The organism is Amycolatopsis cihanbeyliensis, from assembly GCF_006715045.1.
Lineage (GTDB): Bacteria > Actinomycetota > Actinomycetes > Mycobacteriales > Pseudonocardiaceae > Amycolatopsis > Amycolatopsis cihanbeyliensis.
Genome location: NZ_VFML01000001.1, coordinates 5795527 through 5819002, shown reverse-complemented (window position 1 = coordinate 5819002; position 23476 = coordinate 5795527). Strand labels below are relative to the sequence as shown.

15 protein-coding genes are annotated in these 23476 nt (G+C 70.2%); 7 read left to right on the top strand and 8 right to left on the bottom strand.

Translation table 11 applies throughout. The annotated features are described in order from the left end of the window. Window positions 1-131: 131 nt before the first annotated feature. The 3 genes from FB471_RS26570 to FB471_RS26560 all read left to right on the top strand — a co-directional run bounded on the left by FB471_RS26570 (window position 132) and on the right by FB471_RS26560 (window position 4314). Window positions 132-1979 carry a BTAD domain-containing putative transcriptional regulator gene (locus tag FB471_RS26570; RefSeq protein WP_142001049.1) on the top strand — a complete coding sequence of 616 codons (1848 nt, stop codon included), beginning with the start codon at window positions 132-134 and terminating at the stop codon, window positions 1977-1979. Between the two features lie 17 nt (window positions 1980-1996). Continuing rightward, on the top strand, window positions 1997-3235 hold the full coding sequence (locus FB471_RS26565; protein ID WP_246076601.1) for a lytic transglycosylase domain-containing protein: 1239 nt from the start codon (window positions 1997-1999) through the stop codon (window positions 3233-3235). Window positions 3236-3456: 221 nt separating this feature from the next. Further along, window positions 3457-4314: a hypothetical protein gene (locus FB471_RS26560; RefSeq protein WP_246076600.1), complete on the top strand. Its 858-nt coding sequence runs from the start codon at window positions 3457-3459 to the stop codon at window positions 4312-4314. Here FB471_RS26560 and FB471_RS35345 read toward each other — a convergent pair. Continuing rightward, window positions 4300-4683, bottom strand: coding sequence for a hypothetical protein (locus tag FB471_RS35345; RefSeq protein ID WP_246076770.1), 384 nt, complete (start codon window positions 4681-4683; stop codon window positions 4300-4302). The genes FB471_RS26560 and FB471_RS35345 overlap by 15 nt on opposite strands. Between FB471_RS35345 and FB471_RS35340 the strand changes: the two genes are divergently transcribed. Next, on the top strand, window positions 4580-4825 hold the full coding sequence (locus FB471_RS35340; RefSeq protein WP_342779477.1) for a DUF397 domain-containing protein: 246 nt from the start codon (window positions 4580-4582) through the stop codon (window positions 4823-4825). The two genes, FB471_RS35345 and FB471_RS35340, sit on opposite strands and share 104 nt — an antisense overlap. A 107-nt stretch (window positions 4826-4932) precedes the next feature. Here FB471_RS35340 and FB471_RS26545 read toward each other — a convergent pair whose 3' ends face one another. The 6 genes from FB471_RS26545 to FB471_RS26520 form a co-directional block, all read right to left on the bottom strand. Further along, window positions 4933-5430, bottom strand: coding sequence for a mycothiol transferase (locus FB471_RS26545; RefSeq protein WP_142001046.1), 498 nt, complete (start codon window positions 5428-5430; stop codon window positions 4933-4935). Window positions 5431-5585: 155 nt separating this feature from the next. Continuing rightward, entirely contained in the window at window positions 5586-6773 is a 1188-nt protein-coding gene (locus FB471_RS26540; RefSeq protein ID WP_142001045.1) for a glycosyltransferase, read from the bottom strand. Beyond that, window positions 6770-7546 (bottom strand): alpha/beta fold hydrolase, encoded by a 777-nt coding sequence (locus tag FB471_RS26535; RefSeq protein ID WP_142001044.1) that lies wholly within the window; start codon window positions 7544-7546, stop codon window positions 6770-6772. The genes FB471_RS26540 and FB471_RS26535 overlap by 4 nt, the downstream gene beginning before the upstream one ends. Window positions 7547-7549: 3 nt before the next feature. Next, window positions 7550-7849 (bottom strand): acyl carrier protein, encoded by a 300-nt coding sequence (locus tag FB471_RS26530; protein ID WP_142001043.1) that lies wholly within the window; start codon window positions 7847-7849, stop codon window positions 7550-7552. Further along, a complete protein-coding gene (locus FB471_RS26525) occupies window positions 7846-11778 on the bottom strand; it encodes a beta-ketoacyl synthase N-terminal-like domain-containing protein (protein ID WP_142001042.1) in 3933 nt (1310 codons plus the stop codon). Before FB471_RS26525 ends, FB471_RS26530 begins: the two co-directional genes overlap by 4 nt. Further along, window positions 11778-18380, bottom strand: coding sequence for a type I polyketide synthase (locus FB471_RS26520; protein WP_142001041.1), 6603 nt, complete (start codon window positions 18378-18380; stop codon window positions 11778-11780). Before FB471_RS26520 ends, FB471_RS26525 begins: the two co-directional genes overlap by 1 nt. A 363-nt stretch (window positions 18381-18743) precedes the next feature. Here FB471_RS26520 and FB471_RS26515 point away from each other — a divergent pair, with 363 nt between their 5' ends. From FB471_RS26515 to FB471_RS26505, 3 genes are all read left to right on the top strand, one after another. Continuing rightward, window positions 18744-19550, top strand: coding sequence for an SDR family oxidoreductase (locus FB471_RS26515; protein WP_142001040.1), 807 nt, complete (start codon window positions 18744-18746; stop codon window positions 19548-19550). A gap of 2 nt (window positions 19551-19552) precedes the next feature. Further along, window positions 19553-20536 (top strand): aldo/keto reductase, encoded by a 984-nt coding sequence (locus FB471_RS26510; RefSeq protein ID WP_142001039.1) that lies wholly within the window; start codon window positions 19553-19555, stop codon window positions 20534-20536. Between the two features lie 417 nt (window positions 20537-20953). Beyond that, on the top strand, window positions 20954-22171 hold the full coding sequence (locus FB471_RS26505) for a PucR-like N-terminal domain-containing protein (protein ID WP_142001038.1): 1218 nt from the start codon (window positions 20954-20956) through the stop codon (window positions 22169-22171). A gap of 13 nt (window positions 22172-22184) precedes the next feature. On the opposite strand, the gene FB471_RS26500 is transcribed toward FB471_RS26505, so the two are convergent. After that, window positions 22185-23459, bottom strand: coding sequence for a lipase family protein (locus FB471_RS26500; RefSeq protein ID WP_142001037.1), 1275 nt, complete (start codon window positions 23457-23459; stop codon window positions 22185-22187). Window positions 23460-23476 lie beyond the last annotated feature (17 nt).

Below are 23476 nucleotides of genomic sequence, written 5' to 3'. Positions count from 1 at the left end.
CGCGGTATCGATCTTCCCGCCGGTATGCGGACTTTCCGAAAACCGGCTATCACCCGTAATTCGGCCGGTGACCGGGGCCGACTTGGCGGTTAACATCTACCGTTGATGATCGCCGGGATACAGGAGTCATCATGACGGTACGGATCAAGTTGCTCGGCCCGCTGCGGGTCGAGCATGGCGATGAGGTGGTGACACCCTCGCAACCGAAGCTGCGGCAGTTGCTCGGCCTGTTGGCGATCAACGCGGGCACCGTCGTTCGTACCGAGACGATTACCGACGAGCTGTGGGGAAGCGAGCCCTGCGTAAAGCTGGCCAGGATCGTACAGACCTATGTCTCGCAGCTGCGCAAGCTGCTTGGATCGTCCACTTCGGACTCCTATGTGCTCTCGCACACGCCGAGGGTGGGGTACGTGCTGCACGTCGGCTCCGCCGCATACCTGGACGTGGACGACTTCCTTCGGCTACGGGACAGGGCCGAACGTGAACTGGCCGCCGAGGAGACCGAACCGGCGGCCGACACGCTGCTCGCCGGGGTCCGGCTATGCCGAGGTGAGGTACTCGCCGATGTCTCGCTCGGTCCGGTGTTGCGTGCGCACAAATCCAGACTTGACACGACCAGGGTAGCCGTGCTTGACCGTTACCTGCGCACGCGACTGGAGCTCGGGAACGCCGAGGCCGTGCTGGCGGAGGCCGACCGGGTCGTCCGTGAGGACACCAGGCACGAGGAGCTCTACGCGAACCTCATGCGCGCCTTCGCCGCGGTCGGGCAACGTGCCGAGGCGACCGACCTGTTCCATGACCTGCGCAAGAAGCGGGTACGGGAATCCGGCCTCGAACCGGGGCAGGCCGTTCGTGCCGCCTTTCAGCAGGTCATCAGCGAGGAACCGGCCGGGATGGCGGCACCGTCCCGATCCGCGACCGTGGCAGCCGAGGTGCCCGCACAGATCCCGCCGGACAACGTCGCCTTCCGCGGTTTCGGTGCGCAGCTGGACGGCGCCGCAACCGCATTGACCCGCGCCCGGCGAGTGCGGCCGGCCACACTCGCCGTCGTCGGCGCTCCGGGTGTCGGAACGAGCACGTTCTGCGTCCACCTCGCTAACCGGACCGGCGAGGCTTTCCCGGACGGGCAGCTCTACGCGGATCTCGCGACCGCGGCGCCCGCCGAGGTGCTCGGCGGGTTCATCCACGCCTTCCGGCCCGACCTGTCCATTCCGGACAACATGCACCAGCGGGTGCGACTGTTCCGCAAGCTCACCGCGGGTAAGCGGGTACTGGTCGTGCTGGACAACGTGCGCGAGGGGGTGGACGTCGCGGCGCTGCAACCCGGCTCACCTGCCGGCGGGATGCTGCTGGGCTGCTCGTCACGGATGTCCGAGGAGGTCATCACCTCGGTGGTGGAGCTACCCAAGCTGGGTGGTGGCGAGCTGTACGAGTTGCTCAGCTCCGGAATCGGGCGCGGGCGGGTGGCCAGGGAGCCGGAGGCGGCGCGCTCACTCGTCGCCTGGTGTTCCGGACTCCCACTGGTCGCGGCGCTGATCGTCGCCCTGGCCCGACTCCGTCCACATTGGTCACTAGCGCGGCTGCTGCACAAGGTGACCTCTACCGACAGCCTGGTCGAGCTGCCCACGGGAAGCCTCGACCTCGTCGCGAGCGTCCAGCGCAGCACCAGGGCACTCTGCTCCGGTGAGTGGGCGGCATTGGTCGACCTCGAGCGGCACCACCCCGGTCCTGGCTCGATTTCCGTGGACTGGACCGCTCGGACGCTGGACATATCCGCACCGGCAGCGGAGAGTCTACTCGAGCGGCTGGTTGAGATCAGGCTGGCCGACCCCGTTCCGCCCGGGCGGAACATGCCGCAGGCAAGCTACCGGTACCGGATCGACCCGCTCTACCTGCGGGCCGTCCGGCATCTCGCGGCACGTGCCGCGCCGACCGGTTCCCCGATGTACCTGGCTGCCGTCGCCCCGACGGCTTCCTAGCAGGTGAGGAGCGTGACGTGACACGGAGGATACGCCGAGCAAGCGCGGCACGACGGTTCCGAGCACGGCACCGCACGACCGCCGCAGTCCTCAGTGGAACGATCGCGATCCTGCCGACCACCGCGGCCGGTGTCGCGGCGGCACAATGGCTGGCCTCCGGTCCGACCCCCAGTGAGCACAACCGCAATATCGCACTGGTGGGTGGGCTGGACCCCACGTTGCTACCGTCCAGGGTGAACGTCAACGGCACCCTCCCCGAGCCCGCGCTGCCGGAGGCGCTCGCGGCGCAGGACTCCCGGGAGAACGGGGACCCGCGGCGCCCGGCGTACGGCGAGACCCTGCCTGCCGGCCCGTTGGGTATTCCGGGTTCGGCGTTGAAGGCGTACCGGAACGCGGCGGATATGGTGGGGGTTGAGCAGCCGGGGTGCCGGATTGATTGGGCTTTGATCGCGAGTATCGGTCGGATCGAGTCGAATCATGCGCGTGGTGGGTATGTGGATGGGGACGGGAACACGTTGGAGCCGATTCTGGGTCCGGTGTTGAATGGTGTGGGTCCGGTGGCGGCGATCGCGGACACCGATGGTGGGCGGTATGACGGGGATGCGGTGTGGGATCGTGCGGTGGGGCCGACGCAGTTCATTCCGTCGACGTGGCGGGGGTATGCGGCGGATGGTAATGGTGATGGGGTTTCGGATCCGAACAATATTTATGATGCGACGGTGGCGACGGGGCGGTATTTGTGTTCGGGTGGGTTGGATATGGCGGTGGATGGTGAGTTGCGGGCGGCTGTGTTTCGGTACAATAATTCGCGGACGTATGTGAATACGGTGGTTTTGTGGGCGGAGGCGTACCGGCAGGGGGTGACGCCCACCCCGGACAGCGAGGTCCCCGTCGGCGCGCCGAGCCCGATCACCTCGCCCGGACCCGAACCGGTGGCACCGCCGACTACGCCGGACCCGAACGACCCCGGCAAACCCACAGACCCCACCGACCCCACCGACACGCCCGACCCCACCGACGACCCCACGGACACGCCTGACCCGACGGACGACCCGACGGACACGCCCAGCTCCCCGGACCCCACGGACACGCCCGACCCCACGGACGACCCCACCGACACGCCTGACCCGACGGACGACCCGACGGAACCGACCCCCACGGAGCCCCCGGACCCGACAACCGGCAACACCCCGTCCGGCTCGAACTCCGACACGGCCGACCCCACAACCTCGGCGGCACAAACCACGACCACCTGAGCACCCCCACCCGTGTTGGCCATTCATGCGCGCGAGTTTGCTGCTCACGTAACCGTGTTAGTCAAGTTGAGACTTGGGCAGGTAACCGAACGGACATGTTTATGCTGGTCAGAGCGCTATATCTGATCAGCGATGCCAGGTCGGCATGGAACGACCGTGCTCCGAACGGGGTGGGCGGCGAGCGTGAGCGGGGGTACCGGTGGAATGGGAGGATAGCGATCATGGCCGATACCACTCCCGTTGCATCCGTCCCGCATCTGGCCGCAGTGTTCGACGTGCGGGAGAGCGAGCACGGTGACGTGCTGGACCGGGCCGAACGAGCCTTGGGGGTGAGTCTCGATCGGGCCTCCGTGGTCCATGGGGAGCACGGGGCCACCGAACGTTTCCGTACCAGTGCCGGCACGTGGGTGCGAGTGGAGCGCCGCCAGCGGTGGCGGATCAACAGTGCGACGTGGATCGGGCTGGAGGCTGCGGCGACGATTCGTGGGGTCAAGAAGCCCGAGTGGTTCCAGAGCGCGACCTGGGCCGACCCCGGCAGGGATGTGGTGTGGCGTGCCGATGAGGTGGAGCTGGTCACCGCGCCGGTGGTCGGCGATCTCGCGACGGCCGTGACGCTCCCGGATTCGTGGTGGGCGGGCCTGCGTGAGTCGTTGGCCGCCTTGGGGGCGCACTCGACCGAACGGGTCGGGATGAGCCAGGCGCACCTCACCAAGAGGATCTCCGAGGTGTTCGACTCCGTGGACACCACGGTGGATGAGTGGGCGACCGCGCACACGGACGTGCACTGGGACAGCCTGTCCATCGAGGGGCACATCCTCGACTGGGAGGACTGGGGTGCCGCTCCACGTGGGCACGATGGCGCAACGCTGTGGCAGTCGGCGCTGCCCGATCCGCAGCTCGCCGCCCGGGTTCAACACGAGTTCGCTGCCGACCTGGAAACCCGGTCGGGCAAGCTTGCGCAGCTGTTGCAGTGCGCGAACGCGATCCGAGCCGCCGCCCGGCGCGGCGCGCCGACACCGTTGTCCGAGCCTGCGCGGGCGAGTGCGGACCTTCTGCTGGCGGAGCTACGGAGTGCGTGAGCCTACGCCGACGTAGCCCGCCGCCAGCTCATCGGTCAGTTCCCCGTACACACCTTCATCGAGTAGGGTTCGGGCGAGCACGTCGGCGTTCACTCCCGTGGTTTCGGTGACCTGGTGAATGTTCGCCGGGTTGCCTGATAGCAGCAGCCGCGGCGCTGGTTCCGCCTTGGCCGCGAAGGTCAGTTCCTTGCCGACTGCCCGCACTTCGACCGTGGAGCCGTTGGTGTGGATGCGTGGTGGGAAGTCGGTCAGGCAGACCACGTCGGTGACCGGGCCGAAGATTCCGGACGTGGTGACGTGGCGCCGCGAGGGACGTTCCTGTTCGCGGCTGGCCAGGTATACCTGCCGCGGGTACTGCGCGAGCAGCAACGGCGGAGGCGGCGCGTGTGTCGAGGTCGCCTACCTCCCCGGGGTGATCGGCGTCCGCGATACGAAGAACCGCAGCCGAGGAGTGCTGACGTTGTCGAGCGACGCATGGGTGGCGCTCGTGACGGAGCTGAAAGCAGGCTGACATCTGGCGAAGGTTGATCGTGCGGCCGCCTTGCCCAGGGATCTTCGAACGTTCGGAACCGAGCCGGGTCATCCCGCTAGCGCAGCAGTGACACGGTGATGACGTCATCACTCGCCGGCTTCCCCGTCAGCGAGTTCACGCAGGACGTCGAGGTGGCCGACGTGCCGGGCGGTTTCTTGGTTGACGTGCGCCAGGATCCACCGGACCGTTCGTTGGCCGTCCGCCGTCAGGTCATCCGGTCCCTTGTCGGCGAGCGCGTCGGCGGAATGGGTCCACTCCGCCTGATAGGCGGCGATGATCGTCTGGGGTGTGTCGGTGTCGGAGAGGTCCCACGAGGGGTCTGGGCTGCCTTGCCACCGGGAGGGCAGGTCGGCGCCGGCGGCGGTGATCGAGATCCAGTACCGTTCCGCGGCCGTGAGGTGCTTGATCACACCGAGCGCGGTCGTGCGGGGTGAGGTGGCGATCGGTGCCGCGGCGGCGAGTGCGTGCGTGAGCCCGGCGACCTTGCCGACCGCGGTCTGCCGTAGGAACTGAAGAAAATCTAGCTGGAGCCGCAGTTCGTCGATCGCGAGTTCGTCTGGCCAGCGCCGCTGGGGCTTCGTCACGCGGTGCTCCTTGCTTGCCGCCTCCTGTCCTCATGGTGTGTCGTGATCACCAGGGCGGCCATCGTGTGATCGATCTCGAGGCGTGTCGGATCTTGAACAGAACACGGCGACCGTATCTCCCAGAGCCGGCCGAAGCCACTACCAACGACAACACGTCAGCTACAACAACCTGCGGTTGAAATGCTGGCCAGGGTCGACAAGTGCCGGGCCGCCGCCGTGGAACCGCCCGCATGCCGGAACGATGTGCGAATGCGCCGCGCCTGAGCCGCGTAGTCCGGTTCCTGGCATACGGTACGTATGGCTTGCTCGATGTCCTCCGCTCGGGCTCGATCGAACCGGATCCGGGTACCGGCGCCCGCGTTGACCACCTGCTGCGCCAGCACCGGCTGGTCATCGCGGATCGGAGCGACGACGAGGGGGACACCATGCCACAGGGTTTCGCACACCGTGTTGTGGCCACCATGACACACCACAACCGCCGCCCGTTGAATCACGCTCAGTTGCGGGATACCGCGGGCCACCAGGACGTCCTCGGCCATCCCTTCCGGGAGAGAACCCTCCGGGTCCACGATGACGCCCTGGAAGTCGTCTCGCAGGTTCGCCAGCGCCCGGGCGCTCTCGGCCAGGAACCGTCCACCGGCCGCGCCGTTCGCGGTGCCCAGTGTGACCAGTACCAGTGACCTGTCCGGGTCGATCCGATGCCAGGGGAACTCCGCCGTCTCCCGCCGGTCGGCCAGCGACGGACCGACGTAGTGCAACTCCCCTGGCAGCGGGACCACGGGGCACCCGGCCAACTCCTCCGTGCTGAACGCCAGTACCGCATGCGGCGAGAATCGCAGGTCGACCTCCCCCGCCACCCCGTGCCGGTCGCGCAATCCCTGCTGCAGATCGCGGATCCAACTCGCCACCTTGGGCATGGTGCCGAGCGGGTCGGCCAACTCGGACGAGGTCGTCGCCGAGGTTGCCCACGGCAGCCCCGCCCTGGTCGCCACCAACGCCCCGGCGAGCGCCTGCTGATCGACCACGATCACATCCGGGGCGAAGTCGGTCACGGCCGCGCCGACCCCCGCCACCATCGCGTCGGCCAGCGGTACCAGGTAGTTCTCCCATAGGAACTTCAACGCGGCGAAGGCACGCAACCCGGGCGGGCGCCCGGACAGGTCGAAGTCCGCCGCGTCCCCGGCCGGGTACACCAGCGCGTCCTCTCCCAACAACTCCCCGACCAACGGATGCGGACCGGCCCAGGCGACCCGATGTCCCCCGGCCGCGAGTTCCGCCGCCGCGCCGGCAAGTGGGTTGATGTGCCCCGCCAGCGGGGGCACCACGAACAGCAGCCTGCTCATCGGTGCCTGGCCACCCAATCCAGCAGCAGCCCCCGCACGGCCCGGTGCTGCTCCACCAGCACCGAATGTCCCTGCCCCTCGAACACGAACAGCTCACCACGCGGCAGCACCGAGGTCAGCGCGTCGAGATCGTCCGCCTGATAACCGTGTTGCCCGAGGATCGACAGCACCGGACATTGAATCGACGCGACCTGCTCGATGGTCAGCAACGGCCCGGTCGGCACCTCCTCGGCCATCGTGGTCGAGGAGATCCGCTTCGCCGCCATCCTGGCCAACCGGCGGTGATGGGCACTGTAGTTCGCCTCGATCCACTCGAAGTTCTCCTCGACCGCGAGAAACTCCAGCGTCCCGGCGAGGATCTGCGCCATCTTCTCGGCCCAGATCTCGGTCGGTGGCTCCGCCTCGATGCACACGATGCTGCGCACCCGCTCCGGATACGTCCACGCGTAGCTGTAGGCGATGGTGCCGCCGAAGCTGTTGCCGACCAGGTGCACCGGCCGGTCGCCGGCCACCTGACGCAGCAAATCGTCAAGGTCCGCGACGAACTCCTTGAGCGTGTACCCGCTCAGCGGCCGCTCGGTCTTGCCGTGCCCGCGCAGGTCATAGCTGATCACGTTGACCCCGGCGGCCGCCACCGGCGAGGCCAGGGTCAGGTAGAAGCTCGCCAGGCTGTCGGTTCCCATCCCGTGGATGAACACCACCGACTCCGCCGCCGGATCGACCGGCAGTGTCTGGTAATTCGTTCGGAGGCCGTTGACCAGCAACTCGGGCACGGTTCAACGCTCCCCCGCCACGCACCGGGCCACATAGTCGGCGATATCGCCCACCCGCAGCCCGATCACCTCGTCCAGGTCCAGCTCGGCGAGATGTTCGGCCAGGTTGACCCGCTCACCGAAATGTTCGGCGAGAATCCCGGCAAAGGTCACCAGGTCAATGCTTTCCAAGCCGAGGTCCTCGTGGAAAGTGGTTTCCCTGGTGATCTCCACGCCGAGGATATCCAGGTCACCGACGATCTCACCAAGCAAGTCGGCGACAGTGGCGAACGTCGCGTCCTCAACTGTGTCCTTTGTGGTCATATCCGTACGTCCTCTCTCTGTTCGGCCTTCGCGAGCACGACCCCGGGCTCGGCCCCGCGTGTGATCGAGACCCGCAGCCAGGGAAGCCTCCTGCCGTGGTGACCTCGCACGCTCAGCTCCTCGTCCCCGGTCACCAGGATCTCGGCCGGAAACGCCGGTTCCGCACCACTCTCCGCGAGCCAGGAGCGCACCGCGTCCTTGACCGCGATCCTGCCCAGCAACCACTCCCCACGCCGCCGCGGCGGCACGCGCTCGTACTCGGTTCGTTCCGGCGCACTGAGGTAGACCCCGGCATACAGCTCCCGCGCGGCCACGGACCGCCACGGATCGACCACCCGCCACCAGCCGTCCCCCTGCCGCCGGGCGAGTAGATTGTCCCTGGGAAACGCGTACACTCGGTGTGCGTTCCGGTCACAATCCAGCCTGACATCCTGCCAAGAGTTGATCTCCGCCCAAACTTGTCCGTTGTGGACGATCTGGGCGTCCATCTCCAACGTCTCCGGCCTCGGGGTGCGGACGCGGACGGTGCAACTCACCCGGGTTTCAGGCGGAAGCGGCGGGCCGAACACCGCGATCGAGGAGATGCTCGCCGGGAAGGCGAGTAACCGCTCGTGCTGCGTCGCCATCAACCAACATCCGAGCAACTGCCCCACATTGTCCAGCAACGCCCCGGGCGTTGGCAGCACCGTGAGCACCCCGCGGATGTGCCACTCGCCGAGCGCTTCGATCTCGGCGAGCCCCTGGAACTCCGGACCGTGGAACATCTCCCGCCTGCGGTAGATCTCCGCGGCCGGCAACGGCGGCTCCTGCTCGGGGTCCTCGATCACAAAAGGTGGGCGCGCCGGAGCGGGATAGCGCGCCGCGAGCTCCACCGTCATCGAGGTGAACTCCCCGACCCGCACCGCGATGCGGTCGGGGGCGAGGCGTTCCAACCCGAGTGGCACCGACTGCGCGGGCGACGCGGTCAACCAGCGGTGGAACCGTGCCCCGCGCACACCGACCGCGACCATTCCGGGGCAGGCCCGCTCCGCCTCCCGCATGGCGAACTCGACCAGGGTGGTCGCCGGAACCACCGGCCTGCGGTCGGTCTCGTCCGGCCAGTCCTCCCGTTGCCGGAAGAACCGGTGCGCCCGCAGGTACGGCATCTCCGCGAGGGAGACCCGCAGAGTACGGCCACCCTGCGCGGCCGCCAGCACCGAACGCGCCGCCTTCCGGGTATCGGCAAGCAGCGCCTCGAACTCGGCGGCGACCCCACCGGGTAGACCCGCGGGCACCTCCGGCTCCACCGCGCCCGCCAGCAGGCCTCGGGCGGACGGCGGGACGGACAGCGGCGGGCAGGTGGTACTGACCGTCACCCCATCCTCCACGGGGCCGTCCAGCGCACCGAAATCGGGCCGACCGCCCTCCACCCAGAACGCGATCGCCACCCGCCGCAGCTGGGCCATCCCCTGCCGCAGCCCGGAACTCGCACTGACCGTGAGATGGTCCCGGTCGGCGAGGGTGTCGTCGATGAACGAGCCGAGCTGGCCAGGTCCGATATGGATGAACACACGGAAGCCGTCCACGTACAACCGCTCGACCAGTTCGCGAAAGCGCACCGGCCGCACCAGGTGTTCCAGGAACAGCGTGCGCAGGTCCGCGGTGGACTTCGGGTAGGGCCGAGCGGTGGTCGCCGACCAGATCGGGGTGTCCGGGACGCCCAGCCGCATCCCGTCGAAAACCCCGGCGTAGTAGGCGAGCAGCGGTCCCATCACCGGGGTGTGGAAACCCGAGCGGAACGGCAGCGGTCGTGCGACGATCCCGTCAGCACGCAGGGTCGTCGCCAGCCGCGCGATCGCCGAGGGCGGCCCGCAGACGATCGACTGCCGCGGTGCGTTGTCGTGCGATACCACCAGGTCCGGCTCGGCCTCGATGCGCGCGCCCGCTTCCTCCGCCGAGCAGCCGAGGGCGAGGAAGTCCACTTCGGGCAGCCGGAAGTCCGCGGTGCCGAACCGCTCCAGCAGGCCGTCCGCGCACAGCCCGGCCGCCGTCATCGCGGTCCACTCGCCAAGGCTGTGCCCGGCCAGCGCATCCGGTCGGATGCCGATCCGGCGCAACACGGCATCGAGCAGCAGGCCGACCTCGGTGACCGACTTCGCGCGGGACAGCACGGTGTCAGTGCTCAGCCCCGGTTCGACGCGGCCGAAATGCTCGGCCACATCGGCGCACTTCGGGTTGAACTCGGCCTCGAGCCCGGGAAACACGAAGGCGACCTTCGCGGCCGAACCTTCGCGCAGCAAGGGTCGCGGGCTGAACCAGATGTCCCCGCGCCCGCGCCAGGGCTTCCCCGCGGCCAGCACCCTGCGCGCCGCGGCCAGCCGTTTCGCGGTGGGGTCGACGATCCCCAGCCGGCAGCCGCCTTCGGACTCCGCGGTGGATCGTAGGTCGACGTCCGGCCGGTCCAGCAGCTCACGCAGCCGCTCGGGACCGTCCGCGGCCAGCCGCAGCACCCGCTCCGGTTCGACCGTACGTACCGGTGCCCTCGCCTGCTGGCCGGGTTCCTCCTCCAGCACCACATGCGCGTTGATCCCGCCGAAGCCGAAGGCCTCCACCGCGGCCCTGCGGGGGGCCGCCGACTCCCATGGCACGGCCGCGGAGATCGGGCGGAACCGGGTGCGCTCCAGCAGCGGGTTCGGGTCGTCGCAGTGCAAGGTGGGCAGCAGGGTCGCGTGGTGGATGGCCAGTGCCGCCTTGACCAGCCCGGCGATCCCCGCTGCCGGCATCGTATGCCCGATCATCGACTTCACCGAACCGATCACCCCGCGCGATCCGGCCGGGGCGCCGAACACCCTGGCCAGGGTGGTCAACTCGGCGTCGTCCCCCGCCCTGGTCGCGGTGCCATGCGCCTCCAGCAGTCCCACCGAGTGCGGGGCTGCGGGGTCGAGTCCGGCCGCCTGCCACGCCCGGCGCAGCGCGATCTCCTGCCCGCCGGCGTCCGGGTTGAACAGGCTCTGCCCGCGCCCGTCGCTCGAGGTGCCGGTGCCACGGACCACCGCGTACACCCGGTCGCCGTCCCGGCGGGCGTCGGCCAGCCGCTTGAGTACCACCACCCCGGTCCCCTCGCCGATGAGCAGTCCATCCGCCGCGCGAGAGAGCGGCCGGATCCGCTGGCTCGGCGACAGTGCGCGCAACTGGCTGAACACCGACCACAGGGTGTCGTCGTGGCAGTGGTGCACCCCACCGGCCAGCACCGCATCGCAGCGCCCTTCGGCGAGCTCGCGGGTAGCCTGATCCACCGCGATCAGCGAGGAGGCACAGGCGGCGTCCACCGTGTAGGCCGGACCACGCAGGTCCAGCCGGTTGGCCACCCGGGAGGCCGCCAAATTCGGCACCAGTCCGATCGTGGCTTCCGGTCGCATCGGGCCGAACTGCTCGTGCAGTGCCGCGCGCACCTGTTCCAGCCGCTCGCGTTCCAGGCCGGGCACGAGCTCGGTGAGCACCCTCGTCACCTCGCGCACGGTGCGCACCCGCTGCCCGAAACGCATCAGTCCCGGGGAGAGGTAACCGCCCCTGCCGAGGATCACCCCGATCCGGGTCGGATCGCCGAGCCCACGCAACCCACCGGCGTCGGCCACCGCGGCGGCCGCCACCCGCAGGGCGATCAGTTGGTCCGGCTCCATCCCCTCGATCGAGTTCGGCACGATCCCGAAGGCGCCCGCGTCCACGGTGACCGGTTCGTCCAGGAAACCGCCCCGGTGGCAGTAGGTCACCTCCGGCGGCAGGTCGTCGTCGGGGTCCGCGGCATGGAAACCGGAGTCCAGCCGATCCGCGGGTACCTCGGTGATCGCGTCGAAGCCGCCGGTCAGGTTGCGCCAGTAGGCGGCAAGATCCGCCGCGCCGGGCAGCAACACCGCCATCCCGACGATGGCGACCGGCTCCCCGGCCGCCATCACCACACCGAGGCCGTGTATACCACGGCCCGCGTGTCATGGCTGCCGTAGGCGAGCTCCCGCAGCAAGCAGGCCGTGCCCTCGTCCGGGTCGATCAACCGCACCCCGCGCCGCTGGTACTCGCGAGCCAGCTCGCCGGACACCATTCCGCCGTGCTCGTCCCCGGGTGCCCATGGTCCCCAGTGGACAGTCAGCACCCGGTTTCCGGTACGGGCGGCCCAGTTGGCACCCAGTGTCTCCAGCGCGTCGTTCGCCGCCGCGTAGTCGGTCTGTCCCCGGTTGCCGAGCACCGCGGCAATGCTGCCGAAGAAGGTGACGAACCGTGGCCGCACGGCCAGTGTCTCCAGCGCGCCGAGCAGGGCTTGCGCCCCGTCCACCTTGGTACCGAACACCCTGCGGAACGAGTCGTCGTCCTTTCCGGACATCAGCCGGTCGTCGATGATGCCGGCCGCGTGCACCACGCCGTCCAGCCTGCCGTACCGGGTGTACACGTCCTTGACCAGCTGGCGCACCGCCGCGCCATCCCGTACGTCCACCGGCCGATACCCGGCCGTACCGCCGGCGGCACGCACGGCCGCCAAGGTCCGGCCGACCTCCCGCTGCGCGAGTATGCCGTGTACCTGGTGCTCCACCTCCGTCAGCGGGCGCCCCTCCGCGGACAACGCCCGGCGCAGCTCCGCCGCACCCGCTTCCGCCAGGCCGGAAGGCAACTCGTGATCGGGCGGCCAGGGGGTCCGTCCGGCCAACTCGACGCGGCAGCCCGAGGCCAGCGCCAGTGTGCCGGCGAACCGGGCGGTGATCCCGCGCGCCCCGCCGATCAGCAGCACCACCGCGTCCCGGTCCAGCCCGACGGCCCGTGCCTCGGCCTCCCCCGCGCCCGCCGGCCCGGCACCGGCCCGCGCCACCGGGCCGAGTTCCTCCGCGGCCAGCTCGAAGGCGGACCGCTGCCCCGCGGCCAACCGCACCACCGGCACCCGCTCCGCGACGGCCAGTTCGGTGAGCAACCCGGCCACGAGCTCGTCCTCGGCCGCGGCCGGATCCAGCTCGACCAACCGCACCGCGAGATCCGCACGCTCCCTGCCGATCGCCCGCACCAGGCCGCGCAGGCCCGCCGCATGCTCCGGAACCTGCCCACCGGAGTGCGGCGTGGCGACCAGCACCGAGGTCACCCCACCATGCACCGCATCGCGAACCGCGCCGAAGACCTGTGGCGTGACCGGCTCGTCACTCTCCCCGAGCGGGCCGAGCAGCACAGCCGTGTCCGGGCTCCCATCCGTCACGGCACCGGCCGCCACCAGCCCGCTCAGCAGCTGCCCGGCGAGCCGCTCCTGCTCCGGGCCGTGCACCACGGTGACCCGCCTGCCGCGCAGACTCCCCTCGACCGGCCGCGCGGTACTGGCCACCGGCCGCAGGAGGAACCGTCGCGGCTCGGCGCCCGCCGCGGCCGATGCGTCGCCGGGCCGCAGTCGCCCCTCGATCCACTCGGCCATCCCCCTCGCGGTGCGTCTGCCGCCGAGGTCGTCGGAGTCCGCGGCGTCCAGGCCGAGCTTGCCGATCAGGGTTCCGGCGATCTCGGTACGCTTGATCGAGTCGATGGAAAGGTCGGCTTCCAGGTCGAGATCGCCGTCGATCATCTCGGCCGGGTACCCGGTTCGGTCGCCGATCACCTCGATGACCGAACGCAGCGCATCCGCTTCGGACTCGTCGGTCCGCACAGCCGGTTCGGCCACGGGCTCGCTTTGCGGTGCGGGGGATTCCAGCACCGGAGGCGGGGGTGACGGTACCGGCGCGGCCGGTGCGCTGCCGAGGTAGCCGAGCAGCACGTCGCGTTGCGCGGCGACCATCTCCCGCGTCCCGCGCAGGAAATCGACCATGATCTGATCCCGGTCGGTTTGGGCCTGATTGTTCGTGTTGTCCGCCATGGACCACCTCGAGAGTCGTTGTGCTGGAACGAGTCCCCCCGGCAACCGGGTGCCGTCGGCCCGCCGCGCAAGCTGCCCGTCCACGGTCCAGCCGGCCTGCTGCTCGCGGGTGGGCTCGGCGGGCGCCCTGCCCCGGAACAACCATTCGGTACGTACCTCGACGCCTACCGTTGCGAGCCTGGCGACGGCGGTGAGCAGGCCGCGCAGCCCGGCGTCCGCCCCGGGTTCGCAGGCGATCGCCTGATGCGGCCTGCCGTCGAGCACGGCGGACACCAGCCCGGTGAGCACCGGACCGGGTCCGACCTCGACGAAGGTGCGTGCCCCCTCGGCGTACATGTTCTCGATCTGCTCGGCGAACCGCACCGGCGCACCCAGCTGCGCGGCCAGCTCGGAACGCACTCCCGGGCTGCCCGCATCGGGCGGGTAGGGCCGCGCGGTCCGGTTCGACCACACCGGGATGCTGGGCGGTCGGATCCGCTCGGCGGCCAGCGCCGCGGCGAACTCGGTGGCCGCGCCGGCCACCACCGGACTGTGGAAGGCGCAGGCCACCGGGATTCGCTTGGCGGAGATCGACTCCGCACGCAGCCGCTGGACGGCGCCGTCGATCGCCTCGGTCGGCCCGGAGAGCACCACCTGATCCGGGGCGTTGTGGTTGGCCAGTACGACCTCCGGATGGCCGCCCAGCACCGAAAGCACCGTCTCGCGGCCGGCTCGCACGGCGGCCATCGCGCCGGGGTCCGCCCCCGCCGCGGCCAGGATGGCGCCGGCCCTCGCCTCGCTCAACCGGTACAGCGTGGCGTGGTCGAAGGCACCCGCGACCGACAATGCGACCAGCTCGCCGTAGCTGTGCCCGGCCAGCAGATCGGGCCGGATATCCAGCCGCGCGAGTAGCTCGGCCAACGCCGAGCAGGTGAAACCGAGCGCGGGTTGCGCGACCCTGGTGTCTCGCAATGCCTCCTGCTGCGCCGTCCCGGTCTCGGGATCGAAGGCGTGCGGCGGGAAGGCCGCCCCCGCCGCTCCCGACGCGGTGTCCAGGAAACGGCGCAGGTCGGCGGCCGTGGTGAACAGCTCGGCCAGCATGCCGGTGCGCTGGCTGCCCTGCCCCGGGAAGAGGAAGGCCAGCGCGCCGGGGTCCGCGGCCGGATCCGCGGTGTGCAGGTTCGGATCGGTGTCACCGGCCAGCGCCGCACGCAGGGCGGCGACCAGCTCCCGGTGATCACCCGCGACCACCGCGGCCCGTACCGGTTCCGTTTCGGCGTCCGCCCGGCGGGAGGCCAGCGCGGCGAGGTCGAGCAAGGAGTGTGCGCCGCCCTCGGCCAGCTCGAGCAGTTCCCGCATCGCGGACTCGCGGCCGGTGCCGCGGAACAGGAACAGCTCGGCCGGCCAGTCCCGCACCCCGTGCCGCTCGATCGGCACGGCCGGACCGGCGCCGAGCACGGCGTGGAAGTTCGTGCCGCCGAACCCGAACGCACTCACCCCGGCAACCCGTGCCCTCCTCGGCACGACCCACGGGCGGGTGGCCGTGCTGAAGGTGAACGGGCTGCTGCGTTGCCGCCAGGCCGCCACCGGTTCGGTGAGGTGCAGGGTGGGTGGGACGACCCCGAACCACAACGAGAGCGCCGTCTTGATCAGCCCGGCCAGCCCCGCGGCGCATTTGGTGTGCCCGATCTGGCTCTTCACCGAGCCGAGCGCGCAAGTACCGGGCCGCGCACCGGCCGCGGTGAAGAACTCGGTCAGTGTGGCGAGTTCGGTACCGTCGCCGACCACGGTTCCGGTGCCATGCGCCTCGATCATTCCCACCTCGGTCGGCGAGCGGCCGGCGCGGTCGTATGCCCGCTCCAGCGCCCTGCGCTGGCCTTCCGGGCGGGGCGCGGTGAGGCCGAGCGAGCGGCCGTCGCTGGCCGCGCCGACTCCCTCGACCACGGCGTAGATCCGGTCACCGTCCCGCTCCGCGTCGGCCAGCCGCTTCAGCACCAGGCAGGCCACACCCTCGCCCAGCGCGATCCCATCCCCTGAGCTGTCGAACGGCCGGCAGCGCCCGGTGGGGGACAGCGCCCCGGCCGAGGCGAACATCAGGTAGTCGTTGATGCCGTTGTGCAGGTCGACCGCCCCGCACAGCATCAGGTCGCCGGCACCCGCGGCGAGTTCCCGGCAGGCCAGGTCGAGCGCGGCGAGTGAGGATGCGCAGGCGGCGTCCACCGTGTAGTTCGCTCCGCCGAGGTCAAGCCGGTTGGCGATCCGCCCGGAGATGACGTTGGCCAGCGTGCCGGGGAAGGAGTCCTCGGTCAGCTCCGGCAACTGCTCGGCGAGTTCCGCCGGGATGTCGGCATAGCCGGGCAGCAAGGCGCGCAGCACACCTGCGTTGGCGAGGTCGCCGCCCGCCTCGGCGCCGAAGATCACGCCGGCTCGCTCCCGGTCGAACGGGCGCTCCCCGTACCCGGCGTCGTGCAGCGCGCGCCGGGCCACCTCGAGGGAGAGCAGCTGCGCCGGGTCGATGCTGCCCATCGAGGTGGGCGGGATGCCGAAGGACATCGGGTCGAACGGGATCGGCGGGATGAACCCACCCCATTTCGATGGGGTGGTACCCGGTTCCCCACCGCGCTCGCGGTAGTACACCTCGGTGTCCCAACGCTGCGGCGGCACCTCGGTCACCGCGTCCACGCCACGCAGCACATTGGACCAGAACGCGGGAAGGTCCGCGGCACCGGGGAACACACAGGACATGCCGACGATCGCGATGTCCAGCGGCGCTGGAGATTCCGTGCGCGCGGCGGGCCGTGGGACGCGGGCGGCCTCGAGCAGTTCCGTGGCGCCCTCGGTCACCTCGCGATGCAGCTCGGCGATGCCGGTGGTGGCGCCGCGCAGCACCGCCACCTGGCCAGCCATGTACATACCCTCGGCCAGCTGGCCCGCCTCGTCCACCTCGTTCAGCTCCGCGCCGTGGCGCCGGATGCCCTTGCTGGCGATCCGCAGCCGGCCGGTGTTCAGCTCCTCGAGCCGCTGCCAGCGTTGTTGTGTGGGTAGGTCGCTGCCGCGCAGTTCCTCGGCGATCCGGCCGAACTCCGCCACGTACGGACTGTCCAGGCAGCGGGTCAGATGCCCCGGTGCCGTCTCCAGGGTCGCGGTGCGTTCGGCACGGACCGCCTCGCGCTGGAACAGACCGGTGATCGCGCCGTGCCGGACCGCCTCCGCGGTGAACAGGTAGGCCGTGCCCATCAGCACCCCGACCCCGACCCCGCGTTCGGCCAGTGGAGCGGCCATCGCGGCGACCACGGCCGCGGAGGTCGCGTCGTGTACCCCACCCGCGAAGAACACCTCGATCTCCGGCCGGTCGGGTCGCCGGTCGAGGAAGTCCCGCAGCACCGACAGCTGCGCTTCCCAGAGCGAGAAGCTGGTGCGCGGCCCGATATGGCCGCCGCATTCCGCACCCTCGAAGACGAACCGCCGCACCCCGGCCTCGAGGTACTGGTCGAGCAGGATCGGCGAAGGCACGTGCAGGTAGGTGGCGATGCCCTCGGCCTCGAGCGCCATGGCCTGCGCCGGCTTGCCGCCCGCGATCAGCACGCTGCGCGGGCGGGCCCTCCGGACCGCAGCCAGTTGCTCGGCGCGCAGTCCTTCCGGGACGAAGCCGAGAATGCCCGCGCCCCAGGGACGATCGCCCAGCGCGTCCGCGGTACTACGCAGCAGGTCCGCGGTCCGCTCTCCACTCGCCATGGCCACCGCCACGAACGGCATCCCGCCATGCTCGGCGACCGCGGCGGCGAACCCCGGCTGGTCGCTGACCCTGGTCATCGGTCCCTGCGCCACGGCGTGCCGAACGCCGAGGGTGCGGCACAGCGGGGCGCCCTGGGCACGCGGATCGGCGCGAGCCGGCTCGGTGAGGTCGTCCACGATGGACCGGACGGCGACCTCCGCTGTCCGGTAGCGCCGCGCGAACAACCCCGCGAGGTGAGCGTCCTGGCCGACCGGCAAGTCACCGCGGTTCTCGGCGGCCATCGAACGCTCCGTCAGCACCCGCCTGCCGCCGCGCAGTTCGGTCTCGGACCCGTCCAGCCGTTCCAGCCGGGCTCGCAGTTGCCGGGGCAGCTCGCATTCCGGGAACAGGCCGAGTTGGCTGTCCAGCACGACACCCTCGGCCCCGCCGGCTACCGCGCCTGCGGCGGTATGCGGGCCGATCCCGCCGCAGGCCCATACCGGGAGTTCGAGGCCGGCCGCGAGCAGGTGCTGGAGCAGCACGAACGAGGTGAGCTCGCCGACCCGGTCCCCCGCCTCGTTTCCCCTGGCGATCAGGCCGTGCGCACCGGCCGCCGCGGCCGCGCGAGCCTGGCTCAGGGTACCGACCTCGGCCAGCACGGCCACTCCCGGCAACCGCGAACCGAGCTCCACGACCGAATCTTCGCCCGCGCCGGCCAGCACCACCAGCTCCGCCCCGCTGTCGCGCAGGGCCCCGGAAGCCTCCCGCGCCCGGCGCAGGCGAACGCCGAACCCGCCGGCCAGCTCAGCCGTCCTGGCCAGGATCTCGGCCGAGTCGGATCCGGTGCCGAGCTCGAGCACTCCGAGCCCGCCGCCGCGGGACACCGCCGCGGCCAGCCTCGGATCGGCGCTGCCGAACGGTCCGAGTCCGAGCACCCGCCACCGGGACGGTGTGCGGCCTCCTGCCCCGGTCACCGGCTCGGACATGGCGCCTCCTCCTGCGGTCTCACAATTCTCTACGCAATTAGACGAGGTGTTGACCCTGCATCAACAAGGTGTCGTACAGCTAGCGACAAAACCCGATTTGAGTCCGGCTTGAGCCATTTTTCAGTCGCACCGGAACGACCGCTTCCGTGTTAGCTTGAACGCCGGAGACAACCCGGATAACCGCACTTCAAGGGCTTTGTGATCCGCACGCGGGTTTCGCGGCACCGGCCGACTCACCGCCGTCACAAAGAAATAGAGAACTGTTCAAAAGTACTGACGCGGACTTAAGGTGGGCAGCGAACACGCCCCGGCCGGATGCCTCGCGCGTTCTGAACAGGACCGACAACAATGGATGGAGGCCGTGTGGAACTGACGGATCGAGTTGCCGTCATCACCGGCGCGGGACACGGAATCGGCGCGGCCATGGCGCGACGATTCGCCGCGGGCGGCGCACGCGGCGTGGTCGTTTCCGATCTGGATGCCGAGGCGGCGGACAAGGTGGCCGCCTCGATCAACCAGGAGGGCGGCGCCGCCGTCGCGCAGCGGGCGGACGCCTCGGTCAAGGCCGAGCTGCGCGAGCTGGTGACCACGGCCCGGAACGAGTTCGGCGGGCTGGACCTGTTCTGCTCGAACGCGGGCATGGCCTTCGGCTCCGGGATCCACGCCGCCGACGAGCAGTGGGAACGGTCCTGGACGCTGAACGTGATGCAGCACGTGTACGCCGCGCAGGCGGCTCTGCCCGCGATGCTGGGCGGCAAGTCGGGCTACCTGCTGATCACCGCGTCCGGCGCGGGCCTGCTGAGCGCGCCGGGGGACGCGCCGTACTCGGTCACCAAGCACGCGGCCGTCGGCCTCGCCGAGTGGCTGGCCGTCACCTACCGGCCGCGCGGCATCCGGGTGAGCGCGCTGTGCCCGCTCGGGGTGCGCACCGCGCTGCTGACACCCGGGATCGAGGCGGGCCATCCCGCCGCCGTGGCGATCGCGGCCGCGGCCCCGCTGCTGGAGCCCGTGGAGGTGGCCGAGTCGGTGGTGGCCGGCATCGACGCGGAGGACTTCCTGATCCTTCCGCACGACTCGACGGGCGCGGCTTACGCGCGCAAGGCGGCCGCGCCGGACGCCTGGATCGAACGGACCATCGCGGAGACGGCGGCGGCGACCGGGAGGGCCTGACCATGGAGTACCGGCGGCTCGGCGACAGCGGGCTCACGGTGAGTGAGATCGCCTACGGGAACTGGCTGACCCACGACACGTCGGTCCGCTGCGTCCGAGCCGCGCTGGACGCGGGGGTCAACCTGTTCCACACCGCCGCCGCCTGGGCAGGCGGCGCGGCCGAGGAGGCGCTGGCCGAAGGACTCGCCGAGACCCCGAGGGAGGACGTGGTGCTCAGCACCGGCGCGTTCTGGCCGGAGGGGGCGCGGCCGAACCGGCGCGGGCTGAGCCGCAAGCACCTCTTCGCGTCCCTGCACGGCTCGCTGCGCAGGCTGCGCACCGACTACGTCGACCTGTACCACCTGCTGGGTTTCGACTACCAGACACCGCTGGAGGAGACCTTCCTCGCGCTCTCCGACCTGGTCCGGCAGGGCAAGATCCACTACGTCGGTACCGCGGAGTGGACCGCGGACCAGATCCAGCGCGCCGCCGTCGTGGCCGCGGAGTACCGGGTGCCGCTGGTCGCGAACCAGCCGCACTACTCGATGCTGTGGCGGGTCCCCGAGGCGCAGGTGGTACCGGCCTGCCAGCGTGCCGGGATGGGGCAGCTCGCTTCGGTCGCGATGGCACAGGGCGTGCTGACCGGCAAGTACGCCGACGGCCTCGTCCCCGAGGGTTCCCGCGCGGAGGTCGGCGGATTCGCCCGTGGCTCGATCGCCCCGCTGCTGCACCCCGAGTTACTGGCCCGGATCGAACCGCTGCGGGGCGTAGCAGAGAACGCCGGGCTGACCATGGCCCAGCTGGCGATCGCATGGGCCCTGCAGAACCACGAGGTGGCCGCGGTGCTCACCGGCGCGTCGAGCCCGGACCAGGTGGTGGAGAACGTCAAGGCCAGCGGCAGGGTGCTCGAGTTGGACGTGCTGACCCAGGTCGATCACCTGCTGGGCAGCTTCGTGCAGACCGACCCACGGCTCACGTTCACGCCCCCGCAGTACCGCAACGCCTGATCGGGCGGAGCCGGGCGGGAGTATCACCGTGATGAGCGGTTCCTGATATTCGGCACTCGCGACCGGACGAAAAATATCGCATGACGTGGGAAACTTCACGATAATCCGGAATGATTGTTATTCCCTTGGATGGTTATCCAGAACGACCCGGCGACCGCGGGCCGCCAGGCCCGCGCGAGCGGCCGTTGCAGGTCACGGCAGTGGTGACGCACGCTACAGACCTGAACAACCCGACATTTGAGTAAGACACTTGATTCTCGAGCATCCAAACGTGACATTCAAGATCTCTCTGTAACGAACCTGAACCACACTGCGGGACGCGAACGCGACGTGTTATGTAATGGGGCATCCTCGCTACACACGAAGGTTCGGCACTTCTATCCTGTTCGTCTCGCGGAAGCTGGGAGGTTCATCGCGGTGGTCGCATACCGTAGTACCGAGTTGCTCGCGTCGCTGCCACGCGAGGTCGCGGAGCAGCTGCGGCCACATACGGGTCGGATCGCGGCGGCCATCATCCGCGAGGTGCAACGCACCGTGCCTGCCTACGCGCAACCGATCGAGGGCACCTTCGGCAAGGTGCTGGTACAGAGCGTGGAGCAGGCGGTGATCCACTGCATTGACCGGGTCGGCAACCCGGATGTCGCGCACGACCCGTGGGTGGACTTCTTCCGCGACCGGGGCCGGATCGAATACCGCGAGCGCAGGAACATGGACGCCTTGCAGGCGGCCGCCCGGGTCGGCGGGCGGGCGGCGTGGCGCTACATCTCCGCGCTGATGGACCAGCTCGCCGAGATCTCGCCGGATTTCGTGGCGCTGGGCGCCGAGGGGATCTTCGCCTATGTGGACGAGCTGTCCGCCGCCGCCGTCGAGGGGTACCACGAGGCGCAACGCGAGGACGTCGGACCGGGCGACCGCAGGCGCAGGGCCCTGCTCGAACTGATCGTCACCGATGCCGAGGCATCCCCCCAGACGCTGGCCAGCATGGCGGAGGCCGCCGAGTGGCCACTGCCGGACCGCGCGGCGATCGTGGCGCTGGAGGCCGCGGCCGACGCCCCGGAGTTTCCCGTCGAGCTGCTGGACACCGATGTGCTGATCAACCTGGAGGCCGGGGAACCGTACCTGCTCAGCACCGACCCGAAACCGCAACTGGACGCGCTCACCGGCCGGTGGACCGGCTGGCGCGCCGCGGTGTCCCCCACCGTTCCGCTCAGTGACGCACCCGCCGCGCTGCGTACGGCGCGCCGGGCACTACGGCTGATCACCGATGCCGGTACGGGCAGCCCGGTGATCTGGTGCCAGGACCACCTGGCGACGTTGTGGCTGCTCGCCGAGGACTTCTTCGGAGCCGAGGTGGCCAAGCGCAGCCTCGACCCGTTCGACTCACTCAGCGAGAAGCAGCGCGATCGGCTGAGCGAGACCCTGCTGGCCTGGCTGGAGACCCGAGGGGGAGCCCCGGAGATCGCCAAGCGGCTGCAGGTGCACCCGCAGACCGTGCGGGCCAGGCTGCACCAGCTCAAGGACCTGTTCGGCGACCGGCTCGACGACGCGGACGACCGGTTGGGCATGCATCTCGCGTTGCGTGCCCAGCAGCTCATCCGCGCCGCCGAGCGCAGGGAAGCCGAGGACGATCAGTAGGTCCGGTTCCGGGTCAGCCGCAGTCGCCCGGTTCCGGCTCGCCCGCCAGGCGGTCGGCGAACCAGTCGAGGACGTCCGGGATCACCGCGCGCGCCGCGCCGAGGTGATCGCCCTCGATATCGTCCCGCCACCGGGTGGGAACGCCGGCCGCGCAGTAGGCCCGCATCGTGGCCTCCTCGGTCTCCACCGGGATGATCTGCTCGGTCTTGCCCCGGTACTGGAAGGTCGGGAAGGCGATCTCGTGCTCGGCCCCGGAACCGGGTGTTCCGATGCCGACACCGAGCTTCTGCCGGTCCGCGATCTCGCCCCAGCTCACCCCGTCCGGCCCGGTCAGCTCGAAGAGTTCGGCCGGCCCGAGACCGTCGGTGTTGAAGTCCTCGATCCGGGCGCCGCGAAAGTCGAAGATCGTGTCGATCAGGCAACTGCCCTCCAGCGCGGCCACGGCCTCCCGGCCGGTGTCGTTGAGCAGTTCGTCGAACGGCATCTCGGGGTAGGTCACGTGGAACCCGACCAGCGCGGCGCCGGCGAACCCGGCGAAGTCGCCGCCGTTCAGCTCCCCCGCGACCAACCGCAGGTCACCGGGGACGCCACCGGCCGCGGCACCGACGATGTCCAGCTCACCGGCGTACGAGCCGGCCAACTGGGTCGCCCACAGCGCCGCCTGCCCGCCCTCGGAGTAGCCCCAGAGCCCGACCTGCGCCGACTCCGCCAACCCGGCGGCCGGCAGGCTGGTCGCGGCCCGCGCGACATCCAGCAAGGCGCGGCCGGAGTTGTCCCCGACCATGTAGCTGTGCACCTGGCCGTCCAGGTAACCGACACCGTCGGTGGCCGCGACGGCGTAGCCGGCCTCCAGCGCCGCGGCGAGCTGGTAGCGCTCGTAGGCGTCGGTGTAGTTCCCCGCCATCTGCTTGCTGTAAGCGCACTGCGTACCGAGGCCGACGGTGCCCGGGTTGAACGCCACCACCGGCCGGGGACCCTCGCCCCGCCATTCCGCCTCCGGAACGGCGACCAGCCCGGAAACGGGTACCCGCGTGCCGTGCACATCGGTCGAGGCGTAGCGCACCTTCCACGCCGTTATTGGGATATCGGTGACGATTTCCGGAAAATCGGACGCCGCGCAGGCCAGCACCACGCCCGGATCCGCTTCCACCTGCTCGGGCGAGCCATAAATAGCCTCGTCCGTGGCATCGCAGGTGATCTCGTCATTGCCGGGCGACGGGAGGACGTCCGAAACGAGTCCACCCATCGCCGCCACGAGCGACATCGCTGCCGCGAGGAGCTTGTTCATTCCGGCATGCTAAACCG

What these genes read in the sequence shown, in the direction of transcription:
- FB471_RS26570 (WP_142001049.1), top strand. Translation starts at nt 132, where the DNA reads ATGACGGTACGGATCAAGTTGCTCGGCCCGCTGCGGGTCGAGCATGGC.
- FB471_RS26560 (WP_246076600.1), top strand. Translation starts at nt 3,457, where the DNA reads ATGGCCGATACCACTCCCGTTGCATCCGTCCCGCATCTGGCCGCAGTG.
- FB471_RS26540 (WP_142001045.1), bottom strand. Translation starts at nt 6,773, where the DNA reads ATGAGCAGGCTGCTGTTCGTGGTGCCCCCGCTGGCGGGGCACATCAAC.
- FB471_RS26530 (WP_142001043.1), bottom strand. Translation starts at nt 7,849, where the DNA reads ATGACCACAAAGGACACAGTTGAGGACGCGACGTTCGCCACTGTCGCC.
- FB471_RS26525 (WP_142001042.1), bottom strand. Translation starts at nt 11,778, where the DNA reads ATGGCGGCCGGGGAGCCGGTCGCCATCGTCGGGATGGCGGTGTTGCTG.
- FB471_RS26520 (WP_142001041.1), bottom strand. Translation starts at nt 18,380, where the DNA reads ATGTCCGAGCCGGTGACCGGGGCAGGAGGCCGCACACCGTCCCGGTGG.
- FB471_RS26510 (WP_142001039.1), top strand. Translation starts at nt 19,553, where the DNA reads ATGGAGTACCGGCGGCTCGGCGACAGCGGGCTCACGGTGAGTGAGATC.
- FB471_RS26500 (WP_142001037.1), bottom strand. Translation starts at nt 23,459, where the DNA reads ATGAACAAGCTCCTCGCGGCAGCGATGTCGCTCGTGGCGGCGATGGGT.